Source organism: Streptomyces sp. NPDC088554, assembly GCF_044752945.1.
In the GTDB taxonomy this organism is placed as follows: Bacteria; Actinomycetota; Actinomycetes; order Streptomycetales; family Streptomycetaceae; genus Streptomyces.
The window spans coordinates 1-12,763 of record NZ_JBIVMF010000019.1 but is presented as its reverse complement, the minus strand read 5'-3'; the positions used below and the strand labels follow the sequence as shown (position 1 = coordinate 12,763).

The window sequence follows — 12,763 nt, the reverse complement described above, 5'->3', positions numbered from 1 at the left end:
ACCCAGGTCCGAGCCTACGCCCGGACCTGGGTACTCACCTGTGGGGTCAGCCGCTCAGGCGTACCGGCATGATCAGGTACTTGTACGCCTCGTCCGCCTCGGCCTTGACATCCGCCCGGCCGCTCAGCAGCGCGGGCTTCGTGGAGGTCGTGAAGGACAGCTGGGCCACCGGGGAGTCGATCGCGCTCAGACCGTCCAGCAGGAAGGTCGGGTTGAAGGCGATGGAGATGTCGTCGCCCTCCAGCTGGGCGTCGACCCGCTCCACAGCCTGTGCGTCGTCGCTGGAGCCCGCTTCGAGGATCAGGACGCCCTGCTCGAAGCTGAGCCGTACGGGGGTGTTCCGCTCGGCGACCAGCGACACGCGCTTGACGGCCTCGACGAACGGGGCGGTCTCGATCACCGCGACCGAGTTGAACTCGGTGGGGAAGAGCGTCCGGTACTTCGGCAGGTCACCTTCGAGCAACCGGGTGGTCGTACGCCGCCCGGCACCCTCGAAACCGATCAGACCCTCGCCCGCACCCGACCCGGAGAGCGCCAGCGTGACCGTGTCACCGCTGGTGAGCGCCTTGGCGGTGTCCAGCAGCGTCTTGGCGGGCACCAGCGCGACCGCGGAGACGTCCGCGACCTCGGGCTTCCAGAGGAACTCACGGACCGCGAAGCGGTAGCGGTCGGTCGAGGCCAGGGTGACCGTGTCGCCCTCGATCTCGATCCGTACGCCGGTGAGCACCGGCAGCGTGTCGTCGCGGCCCGCGGCGATGGCCACCTGGGCGGCGGCCGAGGCGAAGACCTCACCGGGGACGGTGCCGGTCGCCGTCGGCATCTGCGGCAGCGCGGGGTACTCCTCCACAGGAAGGGTGTGGAGTGTGAACCGCGAGGAGCCGCAGAGCACGGTCGCCCGTACACCGTCTGTGGAAATCTCCACCGGCCGGTTCGGCAGCGCCCGGCAGATGTCGGCGAGCAGCCGGCCGGAGACGAGAACGGTCCCGTCCTCCTCGACCTCCGCGTCCACCGAGACCCGTGCCGAGACCTCGTAGTCGAAGCTGGAGAAGCTGAGAGCGCCGTCCTCGGCCTTCAGCAGAAGCCCGGCGAGCACGGGCGCCGGCGGTCGTGCCGGGAGGCTGCGGGCCACCCAGGCCACCGCCTCAGCGAGTACATCGCGCTCCACCCGGATCTTCACCGGAACCGCCTCCTGCTTGTTGCTGACTCGCCCTGCTGGCCTTACGTCGTCGGCTGTGATGCCGGGGACCAGTCTGACGTACGGCGCTGACAGTCGCTGCTGTCGTGGGTCAAGTCGTGGCGAGCGGGCGTGGCGGCTCCGGGCCCAAGTTGTGCACAGGCCCTGCTTCCAAGCAGATCTCTCGCTATCTATGGGTGGTAGTAGTAGTAGGGCCTGTGGAAACCGTGGATAACGTCATCGGAGCAGGTCAGACCCGGTTTTTTGTCCACCGACCCTGTGGGCGGGACCCGTGGACAACTCGGTGTTTCTGTGGACGGGCGAAAGTTGTGCACACCCGATACACAGGACACCCCTACTTCTCCCCAGCTGCGTCCCCAGCTTTACCCAAGTTCCCCACAGCCCAATCCAGCCCCTCGGTGTGATGCCTTTCACTCGACTCAGCGATCGAGGGTGTTTCGTTGCCGAACAGTGGACAGCGCTGTGGAGAAGTTGTGGGTAGTGGCTCCTGGCCTGTGGGCCGCCGGTGGACAGTGGGGGCGGCGCCCTGTGGAGGAAAAAATCATCCACAGCCTGTGGAAAACGTTTGGCCACAATTCCACAGGTCCTTGACCTGCCGAGATGGGCTGGGGCCGGTGCTGCCTGTGGACAAGATCTGAACAACTTACGGGTCCCCAGGCTGTGGACGGAAGATTCCTCCCCGATCTGTGGAGAAGTGCGCTCCGGCGGCCCGTATTCGAACAGCGCCGACCGGGGCCGCCGCGGCTCCGACCTGGATTCGCACCCTCCCCGACACGACAAAGGGCGCTCCGGGACCGTCTGGGACGGTCCCGGAGCGCCCTGGGCGCTCGTTCCACGGGTCTGCGGGCGGCACCCGCAGACCTCTTCTGTCAGCCGTTCTTGATGCGGTTGGTCAGCTCCGTGACCTGGTTGTAGATGGAGCGCCGCTCGGCCATCAGCGCGCGGATCTTCCGGTCCGCGTGCATCACGGTCGTATGGTCGCGGCCACCGAACTGCGCACCGATCTTCGGCAGCGAGAGATCGGTCAGCTCACGGCAGAGGTACATCGCGATCTGCCGCGCCGTGACCAGCACCCGGCTCCGTGAGGAGCCGCAGAGGTCCTCCACGGTCAGCCCGAAGTAGGCGGCGGTGGCCGCCATGATGGCGCTCGCGGTGATCTCCGGGGCGCTGTCCTCGCCGCCGGGGATCAGGTCCTTCAGCACGATCTCGGTGAGCCCGAGGTCCACGGGCTGCCGGTTGAGCGAGGCGAACGCCGTCACCCGGATCAGCGCCCCCTCCAGCTCGCGGATGTTGCGCGAGATACGGGAGGCGATGAACTCCAGCACCTCGGGCGGCGCGTTCAGCTGCTCCTGCACGGCCTTCTTGCGCAGGATCGCGATCCGGGTCTCCAGCTCGGGCGGCTGTACGTCGGTGGTCAGCCCCCACTCGAAGCGGTTGCGCAGCCGGTCCTCCAGGGTGATCAGCTGCTTGGGCGGCCGGTCGGAGGAGAGGACGATCTGCTTGTTCGCGTTGTGGAGCGTATTGAACGTGTGGAAGAACTCCTCCTGCGTCGACTCCTTGCTCGCCAGGAACTGGATGTCGTCGACCAGCAGGATGTCGACATCGCGGTACCGCTTGCGGAAGGTGTCGCCCTTGCCGTCCCGGATCGAGTTGATGAACTCGTTGGTGAACTCCTCGGAGCTGACGTACCGCACCCGGGTGCCGGGGTAGAGGCTGCGCGCGTAGTGCCCGATGGCGTGCAGCAGATGCGTTTTTCCGAGCCCGGACTCCCCGTAGATGAAGAGCGGGTTGTACGCCTTCGCCGGTGCCTCGGCGACCGCCACCGCCGCCGCGTGCGCGAAGCGGTTGGAGGCGCCGATCACAAAGGTGTCGAAGAGGTACTTGGGGTTGAGCCGTGCCTGCGGCTCGCCGGGGCCCGCCGCGGGCACGGGCTGGGCGCCCAGGGGGCCGGGAGCGCCGCCGCGCGCGCGGCCGACGCTCTGCCCGCCGCCGTGCCGGGGTGCGGGCGGCTCCTGGAGGTCGTGCTGCTCGTACGACGACCGGTCGGGTCCCTGCGGCTGCCGGTAGTCGTGCTGCGGCTGCTGGGGGCGGGCGGTGGCATACGGATCGCGGTCCTGGTAACCGCCGAGCCGCGGCTGCTGCCAGGACAGGTCCTCCTGGGTACGCGGCCAGGCGCCGGGGTCCGGACGCTGCTGCTGGTAGTCCGGGTAGGCGGGGCGTACCGAGGGCATCCCGTCGTCCGACGGCCGGTGCCCGTATCCGTCGTACGCGTCGTTCTGCCGCTGTTCGTCGTGGGACGGGCCCTGGTAACGGTGTTGCGGTGGTACGGGCGGGGCCGGCGGGGTGGGGTCCCCGGCCGAGTCGTCGACGGTGATGGCGATCCGGATGGGCCGGCCGCACTCATGGCTGAGCGTTTCGCTGATGAGCGGGGCCAGGCGGCCTTCGAGCACGCGCTTTCCCCATTCGTTGGGGACGGCGAGCAGCGCGGTGTCGGCGACGAGGGCGAGAGGCTGGCAGCGTTCGATCCACTGCTTGTCCTTGGGCTCGACGCCCTGCTGGCCCTCCCTGAGGAGTTGCTCCAGCACTCGTGGCCACACTGCGGCAAGATCGGCAGGTACATCAGCCACAGGGGCACGCTCTCTCGCAGGTCCCACGAATGTGTGGTTCTCGGGACGGGGTGGGAAGACCGGCAGGAAAAGAAGCCGGAGGTCCCGCCAAGGTAGTCAGGCCGACCCGTCGCGTTCAAGTTGTTGTCCACAGCCTGTGCACAATGGGGGTCGGCACCGAGCTGGTTTGACCGGATGGCGTAGCCGCGCGTACCGTGACCAGGTCGAGTTGTCGATGGCTGCTGCCGCCTGCCTCCGATGGGCAAAGATCACGATCTGTGGTTGTGAAGCGGTGCACTAGGGCGTAATCGCGAGCTTCTCGTGGGCGCACGGTGACAGCCAGGCGATGTCCCGCCATCCACACATCATTTTCTGGAGCCCCCTAGTGAGCAAGCGCACCTTCCAGCCGAACAACCGTCGTCGTGCCAAGACCCACGGGTTCCGTCTGCGCATGCGTACCCGCGCCGGCCGCGCCATCCTGGCTACCCGCCGTGGCAAGGGTCGCGCCCGTCTGTCGGCCTGATCGCCTGATAGTCAACAGGTCGTGACGTGCTGCCTACCGAGAATCGGCTGAGGCGGCGCGAAGATTTCGCGACCGCGGTACGCCGAGGACGCCGGGCTGGTCGCCCGCTTCTCGTCGTTCATCTACGCAGCGGTTCAACGGACCCGCACGCGCCTGGGGAGAGCGCTTCCCCGACGTGTGCGGGTTTCGTCGTAAGCAAGGCCGTGGGTGGATCAGTCGTACGCAACCGGGTGAAGCGGAGGCTTCGCCATCTGATGCGCGACCGGCTCTCCGAGCTGCCCCCCGGTAGCCTGGTTGTCGTACGGGCGCTGCCCGGAGCGGGTGACGCCGACCATGCACAGCTGGCCCGAGACCTGGACGCCGCTCTTCGGCGGCTGCTGGGAGGGGGCGCGCGATGAAGTACCCGCTGCTGGCTCTGATCAAGCTGTACCAGTGGACGATCAGCCCGCTTCTCGGGCCTGTCTGCCGGTACTACCCGTCGTGTTCGCACTACGGCTACACCGCCATCGACCGGCACGGCGCGGTGAAGGGCACGGCGCTGACCGCCTGGCGCATTCTGCGGTGCAATCCGTGGTCGCCGGGAGGTGTGGACCATGTCCCACCGCGCCGCCGCCCGCGCTGGCACGAACTGCTGCGCGATGCGTGGCGCGGCAGTAAGGGCGGGCACTCCGCCGCTGGCGTGCCTTCAGGGGGATCAGCCCCCGACACCCCCAGTCCGGCCGCAGAGACCTCGCCCAAAGCTCAAGGAGCCTGATTAGTGGACACGATTGCCAGTCTGTTCAGTTTTATCACCACACCTGTTTCATGGATCATCGTCCAGTTCCACTCGCTGTACGGGATGATTTTCGGTCCCGACACGGGCTGGGCCTGGGGGCTGTCCATCGTGTCCCTGGTGGTGCTGATCCGGATCTGCCTGATCCCGCTCTTCGTGAAGCAGATCAAGTCGACCCGGAACATGCAGGTGCTCCAGCCGAAGATGAAGGCGATCCAGGAGCGCTACAAGAACGACAAGCAGCGTCAGTCCGAAGAGATGATGAAGCTGTACAAGGACACGGGTACCAACCCGCTCTCCTCGTGCCTTCCCATCCTGGCGCAGTCGCCGTTCTTCTTCGCCCTCTACCACGTGCTCTCCAGCATCGCGAGCGGCAACACCATCGGCGTCATCAACCAGGGGCTGCTCGACAGCGCGCGGCAGGCGCACATCTTCGGTGCTCCCCTGGCGGCCAAGTTCACCGACGGCAGTGCGAAGGTCGCGTCCCTGCACGCCACGGTGACCGATGTGCGGATCATCACCGCGATCATGATCATCCTGATGTCGGCGTCGCAGTTCTACACGCAGCGCCAGCTGATGACGAAGAACGTCGACCTGACGGTCAAGACGCCGTACATGCAGCAGCAGAAGATGCTGATGTACATCTTCCCGCTGATCTTCGCCGTCACGGGCATCAACTTCCCCGTCGGTGTGCTCGTCTACTGGCTTACCACCAACGTGTGGACCATGGGTCAGCAGATGTACGTGATCAACCAGAACCCGACGCCGGGCAGCAAGGCGCAGGACCAGTACCTCCAGCGGCTGTTGAAGAACATCACCTCGCACAGCGAGGTGGGGTCCCGCCGCAAGCGCTCCATCGTCCAGACGATCGTGTCCAAGGGCCCGGACCGCAATGACAACGAGCGCAAGTTCGTCATGGGGCTGGCCAAGGCGGGCCTGGTGCCCCAGACCGACGGCACGGTCCTCAAGAGCGACCCCGCGACCGCCGAGGCCGAGGCGAGCAACGCGGCGAGGCGGCAGCAGCCGAAGCGTCTGACGAAGGCGCAGCGGCAGGCCGCCGCCCAGGGCACGGACAAGCCGGACGACGGCAAGGACTCCGAGGCCGCCGATGAACCGGCGAAGACCTCGTTGCAGAAGAAGGACGAGCCGCAGGACACCACGCCCAAGCCGTCGGGCAAGTCCGCCGCCGGTTCCGCCCGCCAAGCCAAGTCGGGGCAGCGCAAGGGCCAGCAGCGGCCCAAGCACCCGTCCAAGAAGTAAGAAGGAGTCCATCCGTGACGGAAGGCACCATCTCCGCCGTCGAGTCTGCCGCCGAGCCCGCCGCCGAAGGGGGCGACACCCTGACCCGCCTGGAGCAGGAGGGCGAGATCGCCGCCGATTACCTCGAAGGTCTGCTCGATATCGCTGATCTCGACGGCGATATCGACATGGACGTCGAAGCCGACCGGGCTGCGGTTTCGATCATCAGTGATTCGGCCGGCCGGGATCTCCAGAAGCTGGTGGGACGGGACGGCGAGGTGCTGGAGGCGCTTCAGGAGCTGACGAGGCTCGCCGTGCACCGTGAGACCGGGGACCGCAGCCGGCTGATGCTGGACATCGCCGGGTTCCGGGCCAAGAAGCGCACCGAGCTGGCCGAGCTGGGTGCCAAGGCCGCGGATGAGGTCAAGAGCACCGGCGAGCCGGTGAAGCTGAACCCGATGACGCCCTTCGAGCGGAAGGTCGTCCACGACGCGGTCGCGGCCGCGGGTCTGCGCAGTGAGTCCGAGGGCGAGGAGCCGCAGCGCTTCGTCGTGGTGCTCCCTGCCTGAGTGGTCCATCATTCTCGGCCCCGTCTGTCGCACAGACGGGGCCGCTCTTTGTCAGCCTGATAGTCAGCCACCGGCCGGTGGCCGGTAAGGAAGGACGGTTCCCGTGACGGAGGCAGCAACAGAGCTTCCCCCCGCACCGGAAGAGGCGCGCACTGTATTCGGTGAGTTCTTTCCCGAGGCTGTCCGCTACGCGGAACTGCTGGCGGACGCGGGGGTCAGGCGCGGGCTGATCGGGCCGCGCGAGGTACCGCGGCTCTGGGAACGACACCTGCTGAACTGTGCGGTGCTCTCGGAGGTCGTACCCGAGGGCGTGACGGTCTGCGATGTCGGCTCGGGCGCGGGGCTCCCCGGGATCCCGCTGGCGCTGGTACGGCCCGATCTGAAGATCACGCTCCTGGAGCCGCTGCTGCGGCGGACGAACTTCCTCCAGGAAGTGGTCGAGCTGCTGGGGCTGGACCATGTGACAGTCGTACGCGGCCGGGCGGAAGAGGTCCTGGGCACCCTTCAGCCAGTGCATGTGGTCACGGCGCGCGCGGTGGCTCCCCTGGACCGGCTGGCCGGCTGGGGCGTTCCGTTGCTGCGTCCGTATGGCGAGATGCTGGCGCTCAAGGGCGACACGGCGGAGGCGGAGATCAAGGGCGCTCGTGCGGCACTGGGCAAGCTCGGTGTGGTGGAGACTTCGGTGCTCCAGGTAGGGGAGGGCATCGTGGATCCCCTGGCCACCGTGGTGCGGGTCGAGGTCGGCGAGAGCCCCGGCGGTGTGCGGTTCGCGACGAAGCGTGCCAAGGCCGCCCAGGTCGGCCGCGCGCGGCGCCGCCGCTGAGCCGTACAGTCCGTACTGATATCCGTGATGCTCCATACAAGCTGCCATACCTATGCACTGCGGAGTGTCGTGACGGCCTAGCTCTGCGGCGAGTGCATCGTGTTTCACGTGAAACGTCGCTCACTGCTGCAGGGAATCATCAGCCGTGGCCGCGCGGCTTCCACACCGCGCGGCCGGAAGTCCCTCGCAAGAGGGACGAGGTTGTCCACAAAGGTGGATTCCTCCACAGAACCGAGGACCTCGCTGGTTCACGACCCCGAAAGCATGGCAGGCTCTGTCCATTGCGAGTCTGAAGTCGAGGAGAGTGAATCCTTGCGGTCCGACGCCAACATTGCGGGACCGATGACCGATCCGGTCCCCGGTCCCCGTACCGAGTCGGTGGGGGAGGATGTTTCACGTGAAACACCGCCCCCGATGGACGACATCCCCATCGGCCACGCTGCCCAGCTGACGATGGAGGCGCTGGGGCGCGCCGGTGAGGGGATGCCCCGCCCCGAGCAGACGCGTGTCATCGTCGTTGCCAACCAGAAGGGCGGCGTAGGGAAGACCACTACCACGGTCAACCTCGCCGCTTCGCTCGCGCTGCATGGCGCGCGTGTGCTGGTGGTCGACCTCGATCCCCAGGGCAATGCCTCCACGGCGCTCGGGATCGACCATCATGCCGAAGTCCCTTCGATCTATGACGTCCTGGTGGACAGCAAACCGCTCTCCGAAGTGGTTCAGCCTGTCGTGGACGTCGAAGGTCTCTTCTGTGCCCCGGCCACCATCGATCTCGCCGGTGCGGAGATCGAGTTGGTGTCGCTGGTGGCACGGGAGAGCAGACTGCAGCGGGCGATCGAGGCGTACGAGCAGCCGTTGGACTACATCCTCATCGACTGCCCGCCCTCGCTCGGTCTGCTGACCGTCAATGCGATGGTCGCCGGAGCGGAGGTGCTGATCCCCATCCAGTGCGAGTACTACGCGCTCGAAGGACTGGGACAGCTACTGCGGAACGTCGATCTCGTCCGGGGCCACCTCAACCCCACGCTGCATGTATCGACGATCCTGCTCACCATGTACGACGGCAGGACCCGACTCGCCTCGCAGGTGGCGGACGAGGTGCGCAGCCACTTCGGCAAGGAGGTGCTGAGGACAAGCATTCCGAGATCCGTACGTATCTCGGAAGCGCCGAGCTATGGCCAGACGGTGCTGACCTACGATCCGGGATCCAGCGGATCCCTCTCATATCTCGAAGCCGCCCGTGAGATCGCGCTACGGGGGGTCGGGGTGCATTACGACGCCCAGCATGCACAGGTGGGCAGCCAGAACAGTCAGCAGAGTATGTCGGAGGGGATCCAGTGAGCGAGCGACGTAGAGGATTGGGGCGTGGGCTCGGTGCTCTGATCCCTGCCGCTCCGCAGGAGAAGCAGGTGACCTCCCCCGAAGCGGCTTCCGCCTCTCCGGGAGCGGTGCCGGTGCTGACCGCGGAACGGGGGGTGGCCACCGCGAAGGTGACCTCGCTGCCGCAGGCAGCCGTGGCGCCGGAGGCAGAGTCGGTCATGCCGGAGCGTGAGAGCGCGCCCGAGCCGATGGCGGGGGCGTACTTCGCGGAAGTGCCGATCGGCTTGATCACACCGAATCCGCGGCAGCCGCGTGAGGTGTTCGACGAGGACGCACTCGCCGAACTGATCACCTCCATCCAGGAGGTGGGCCTTCTTCAGCCTGTCGTCGTACGACAGGTGGGGGCGGAGCGCTATGAGCTCATCATGGGTGAGCGGCGCTGGCGGGCGTGCAGGGAAGCAGGGCTGGAGCGTATTCCGGCGATCGTCCGTGCCACGGACGACGAGAAGCTGTTGCTCGACGCGCTGCTGGAGAATCTGCACCGCGCCCAGTTGAACCCGCTGGAAGAGGCCGCGGCCTACGACCAGTTGCTCAAGGATTTCAAATGCACGCATGACCAGTTGGCCGACCGGATCGGGCGGTCACGTCCGCAGGTCTCCAACACGCTGCGGCTGCTGAGGCTCTCTCCTCCCGTCCAGCGCAGGGTCGCGGCCGGGGTGCTGTCGGCCGGTCATGCGCGGGCACTTCTCTCGGTGGAAGGTTCCGAGGAGCAGGACCGGCTGGCGCATCGCATCGTGGCCGAAGGGCTGTCGGTGCGGGCCGTCGAGGAGATTGTGACCCTCATGGGGTCGCGGCCGCAGAGCACGGTCAAGCCGAAGGGCCCGCGCGCGGGCGCCCGGCTCGCACCGGCGCTGACAGATCTGGCGTCGCGTCTCTCGGACCGTTTCGAGACCCGGGTGAAGGTCGATCTGGGGCAGAAGAAGGGAAAGATCGTCGTCGAGTTCGCTTCGATGGACGATCTGGACCGGATCCTCGGTGCTCTCGCTCCGGGCGAGGGACGGGTTCTGGATTCGGGTTCCGTCGAGAAAGCCGAGAACTCCGGGGAGACCAAGAAGAGCTGAGGCTCTCTCAACTGCCCAGGGCGGGCCGTGTTCCTTGCTTACCGGAACACGGCCCGCCCTTTGCTGTCCCTCTGTATGCCGGGAACCTCTGGGTGGATACGATGCGTTCTGGTATGGCGCATCCACCTTGGTTTGTCTCAGAAGGAGGTCGGGAGCCATGCGATCGGTGAGCCGCAGTCGGCTGATGTCGGCCGGACTGGGCCTGGGAGTACTCGGTGGCTTCGTCGGCGGCCTGCTCCGGGAACGGGGCGCGCTGACCGCCGCCCGTGGCGCGGCAGGCGAAGGGAATGGGGAACAGCCTCTATGGGGCGTCGGCTCGTACCGCTCACGCTGGACAACCTTCCGGATCTCCCCAAGCGCTGCCGCACGTGTGTCTTCTGGGAGCTCGACCCGGTCAGCGGAGAAGCCGCGCTGAAAGCCGGCCGGTCCGAGCGGGAGAAGAAGTCCTGGATCTCGGCCGTGCTGCTGGAGTGGGGCTCCTGCGGCCGTGTCGTCTATATCGACGATGTGCCGGTCGGCTTCGTTCTGTACGCGCCCCCGGCGTATGTGCCGCGCTCCACGGCGTTTCCGACGAGCCCGGTCTCCGCCGACGCGGTGCAGCTGATGACCGGCTGGATCACGCCGGGCTATCAGGGGCAGGGGCTTGGCCGGGTGATGGTGCAGACCGTGGCCAAGGATCTGCTGCGCCGGGATGTCAGGGCCATCGAGGCCTTTGGCGACGCGCGCTGGAGGGAGCCGGCCTGTGTGCTGCCGGCGGACCATCTGCTGGCGGTGGGCTTCAAGATCGTACGTCCCCATCCTCGCTATCCGCGGCTGCGACTGGAGCTGCGGACCGCGCTCTCCTGGAAGGAGAATGTGGAGCTGGCTCTGGACCGGCTTCTGGGGGCGGTGAAGAAGGAGCCGGTGTTGCGGCCGCTCTGAGACGGAGAGCCGGTGGCGGGGAACAGAGAAACGGGTCTGTTTCCCGAGGGGAACAGACCCGTTTCACGTGAAACATCGAGAGTCAGGCCTTGGGCGCGGCCTCGCCGATGTAGTCCGCCAGGTCACGCACGAGCGCGGCCTTGGGCTTGGCGCCGACGATCGTCTTGGCGACCTCGCCGTTCTGGTAGACGTTCAGTGTCGGGATGGACATGACGCCGTACTTGGCCGCGGTGGCCGGGTTCTCGTCGATGTTGAGCTTGACGATCGTGATCTTGTCGCCGTGCTCGGCCGCGATGGCCTCCAGCGACGGCGCGATCTGACGGCACGGTCCGCACCAGGCGGCCCAGAAGTCCACCAGTACGGGCTTGTCGCTCTTGAGGACATCCTCGTCGAACGTGTCGTCGGTTACGTGCTTCAGGTCGCCGGCCACGGCGGCCTCCTTAGGTTCGTGGGGTGCGGTTCGGTACGACTGGATCAGACGGCGGCGGTCTTCTCCGGTTCGGCGGCGTTCTCGCTGTCGCTCAGCGCGGCGAGGAAGCGCTCGGCGTCGAGAGCGGCGGAGCATCCGGTGCCCGCAGCGGTGATCGCCTGGCGATAGGTGTGGTCGACGACATCGCCGGCGCCGAAGACACCGGACAGGTTGGTACGCGTCGAGGGGGCGTCCACGGTGAGGTAGCCCTCGCTGTCCAGATCGAGCTGTCCCTTGAACAGCTCGGTCCGCGGGTCGTGGCCCACCGCGATGAACAGGCCGGTGACGGGGAGCTCGGAGGTCTCGCCGGTCTTGGTGTTGCGCAGCGTCAGACCGGAGAGCTTCTGCTCGCCGTGGATCTCCGCGACATCGCTGTCCCAGGCGAACTTGATCTTCGGGTCGGCGAAGGCGCGGTCCTGCATGGCCTTCGAGGCGCGCAGGGTGTCGCGGCGGTGGACGATGGTGACGGACTTGGCGAAGCGCGAAAGGAAAGTGGCTTCCTCCATCGCGGTGTCGCCGCCGCCGACCACGGCGATGTCCTGGTCCTTGAAGAAGAAGCCGTCACAGGTGGCACACCAGGAGACGCCTCGTCCGGAGAGCGCGTCCTCGTTGGCGAGGCCGAGCTTGCGGTGCTGGGAGCCTGTCGTGACGATCACGGCCTTGGCCCGGTGCACGGTACCGGCGGTGTCGGTGACCGTCTTGATGTCGCCGGTGAGGTCAACGGCGATGACATCGTCCGGCACCAGCTCGGCGCCGAAGCGCTCCGCCTGGGCCCGCATGTTGTCCATCAGGTCCGGACCCATGATGCCGTCGCGGAAACCCGGGAAGTTCTCCACATCGCTGGTGTTCATCAGAGCGCCGCCCGCGGTGACGGCGCCTTCGAAGACCAGCGGCTTGAGCGATGCGCGCGCGGTGTACAGCGCGGCTGTGTAGCCGGCGGGCCCGGAGCCGATGATGATCACATTACGGACGTCGCTCACGGGTTACTTCCTCGTCTCTGCAGACTGCCTACTGGGGCCGGATCAACGACTTTCACCCCATCCAACGGATCCTACGGGTCTCGCATTCCCGAAGGCTTCCCGCTCCACGCGGCGGTGTGGTCAGCCGCGGGTGTCAACGGCCTCGTAGTGCTCCCCGTGGGCGGCCAGTGATCTTCCCCGCTGGTGGCCTCGTGGGTGTCCCTGGTGGCGGCCAGATAATCTCCC

The 12,763-nt window shown here is 67.0% G+C and carries 13 protein-coding genes; 9 read left to right on the top strand and 4 right to left on the bottom strand.

Annotated elements, in window-relative coordinates; all coding sequences use genetic code 11:
• Positions 1-46: 46 nt before the first annotated feature.
• Both dnaN and dnaA read right to left on the bottom strand, forming a co-directional pair.
• A complete protein-coding gene (dnaN, locus tag ACIP8W_RS22125) occupies positions 47-1,177 on the bottom strand; it encodes a DNA polymerase III subunit beta (protein ID WP_401954933.1) in 1,131 nt (376 codons plus the stop codon).
• A gap of 887 nt (positions 1,178-2,064) precedes the next feature.
• Positions 2,065-3,822 (bottom strand): chromosomal replication initiator protein DnaA, encoded by a 1,758-nt coding sequence (dnaA, locus tag ACIP8W_RS22120; RefSeq protein ID WP_402204282.1) that lies wholly within the window; start codon positions 3,820-3,822, stop codon positions 2,065-2,067.
• A gap of 364 nt (positions 3,823-4,186) precedes the next feature.
• On the opposite strand from dnaA, the gene rpmH reads away from it, so the two are divergent.
• From rpmH to ACIP8W_RS22075, 9 genes are all read left to right on the top strand, one after another.
• Positions 4,187-4,324 carry a 50S ribosomal protein L34 gene (gene rpmH / locus ACIP8W_RS22115; RefSeq protein WP_030354375.1) on the top strand — a complete coding sequence of 46 codons (138 nt, stop codon included), beginning with the start codon at positions 4,187-4,189 and terminating at the stop codon, positions 4,322-4,324.
• Positions 4,325-4,350: 26 nt separating this feature from the next.
• Positions 4,351-4,722: a ribonuclease P protein component gene (gene rnpA, locus ACIP8W_RS22110; RefSeq protein ID WP_401954937.1), complete on the top strand. Its 372-nt coding sequence runs from the start codon at positions 4,351-4,353 to the stop codon at positions 4,720-4,722.
• Positions 4,719-5,078 carry a membrane protein insertion efficiency factor YidD gene (yidD, locus tag ACIP8W_RS22105; protein ID WP_401954939.1) on the top strand — a complete coding sequence of 120 codons (360 nt, stop codon included), beginning with the start codon at positions 4,719-4,721 and terminating at the stop codon, positions 5,076-5,078. The genes rnpA and yidD overlap by 4 nt, the downstream gene beginning before the upstream one ends.
• Positions 5,079-5,081: 3 nt before the next feature.
• Positions 5,082-6,356 carry a membrane protein insertase YidC gene (gene yidC / locus ACIP8W_RS22100; protein WP_401954941.1) on the top strand — a complete coding sequence of 425 codons (1,275 nt, stop codon included), beginning with the start codon at positions 5,082-5,084 and terminating at the stop codon, positions 6,354-6,356.
• A gap of 14 nt (positions 6,357-6,370) precedes the next feature.
• Positions 6,371-6,904, top strand: coding sequence for a protein jag (locus ACIP8W_RS22095; protein WP_401954943.1), 534 nt, complete (start codon positions 6,371-6,373; stop codon positions 6,902-6,904).
• 103 nt (positions 6,905-7,007) lie between these two features.
• Positions 7,008-7,727, top strand: a complete 720-nt coding sequence (rsmG, locus tag ACIP8W_RS22090; protein WP_401954945.1) for a 16S rRNA (guanine(527)-N(7))-methyltransferase RsmG — start codon at positions 7,008-7,010, stop codon at positions 7,725-7,727.
• A 264-nt stretch (positions 7,728-7,991) separates the two neighbouring features.
• Complete coding sequence (locus tag ACIP8W_RS22085) at positions 7,992-9,068, top strand: ParA family protein (protein WP_401954947.1); 1,077 nt, start codon at positions 7,992-7,994, stop codon at positions 9,066-9,068.
• The gene (locus ACIP8W_RS22080) at positions 9,065-10,168 is read left to right on the top strand and encodes a ParB/RepB/Spo0J family partition protein (protein WP_401954949.1); all 1,104 of its coding nucleotides are present in this window, start codon (positions 9,065-9,067) and stop codon (positions 10,166-10,168) included. Before ACIP8W_RS22085 ends, ACIP8W_RS22080 begins: the two co-directional genes overlap by 4 nt.
• Before the next feature lie 303 nt (positions 10,169-10,471).
• Positions 10,472-11,089 (top strand): GNAT family N-acetyltransferase, encoded by a 618-nt coding sequence (locus ACIP8W_RS22075; RefSeq protein ID WP_402204278.1) that lies wholly within the window; start codon positions 10,472-10,474, stop codon positions 11,087-11,089.
• 82 nt (positions 11,090-11,171) lie between these two features.
• Here the strand turns inward: ACIP8W_RS22075 and trxA are convergent, their stop codons facing one another.
• Together trxA and trxB are read right to left on the bottom strand one after the other, a co-directional pair.
• On the bottom strand, positions 11,172-11,519 hold the full coding sequence (trxA, locus tag ACIP8W_RS22070) for a thioredoxin (protein ID WP_401954953.1): 348 nt from the start codon (positions 11,517-11,519) through the stop codon (positions 11,172-11,174).
• A gap of 44 nt (positions 11,520-11,563) precedes the next feature.
• Positions 11,564-12,538 (bottom strand): thioredoxin-disulfide reductase, encoded by a 975-nt coding sequence (gene trxB, locus ACIP8W_RS22065; protein ID WP_402204276.1) that lies wholly within the window; start codon positions 12,536-12,538, stop codon positions 11,564-11,566.
• Between the last annotated feature and the right edge of the window lie 225 nt (positions 12,539-12,763).

What these genes read in the sequence shown, in the direction of transcription:
- yidD (WP_401954939.1), top strand. Translation starts at nt 4,719, where the DNA reads ATGAAGTACCCGCTGCTGGCTCTGATCAAGCTGTACCAGTGGACGATC.
- ACIP8W_RS22085 (WP_401954947.1), top strand. Translation starts at nt 7,992, where the DNA reads ATGGCAGGCTCTGTCCATTGCGAGTCTGAAGTCGAGGAGAGTGAATCC.
- ACIP8W_RS22075 (WP_402204278.1), top strand. Translation starts at nt 10,472, where the DNA reads ATGGGGCGTCGGCTCGTACCGCTCACGCTGGACAACCTTCCGGATCTC.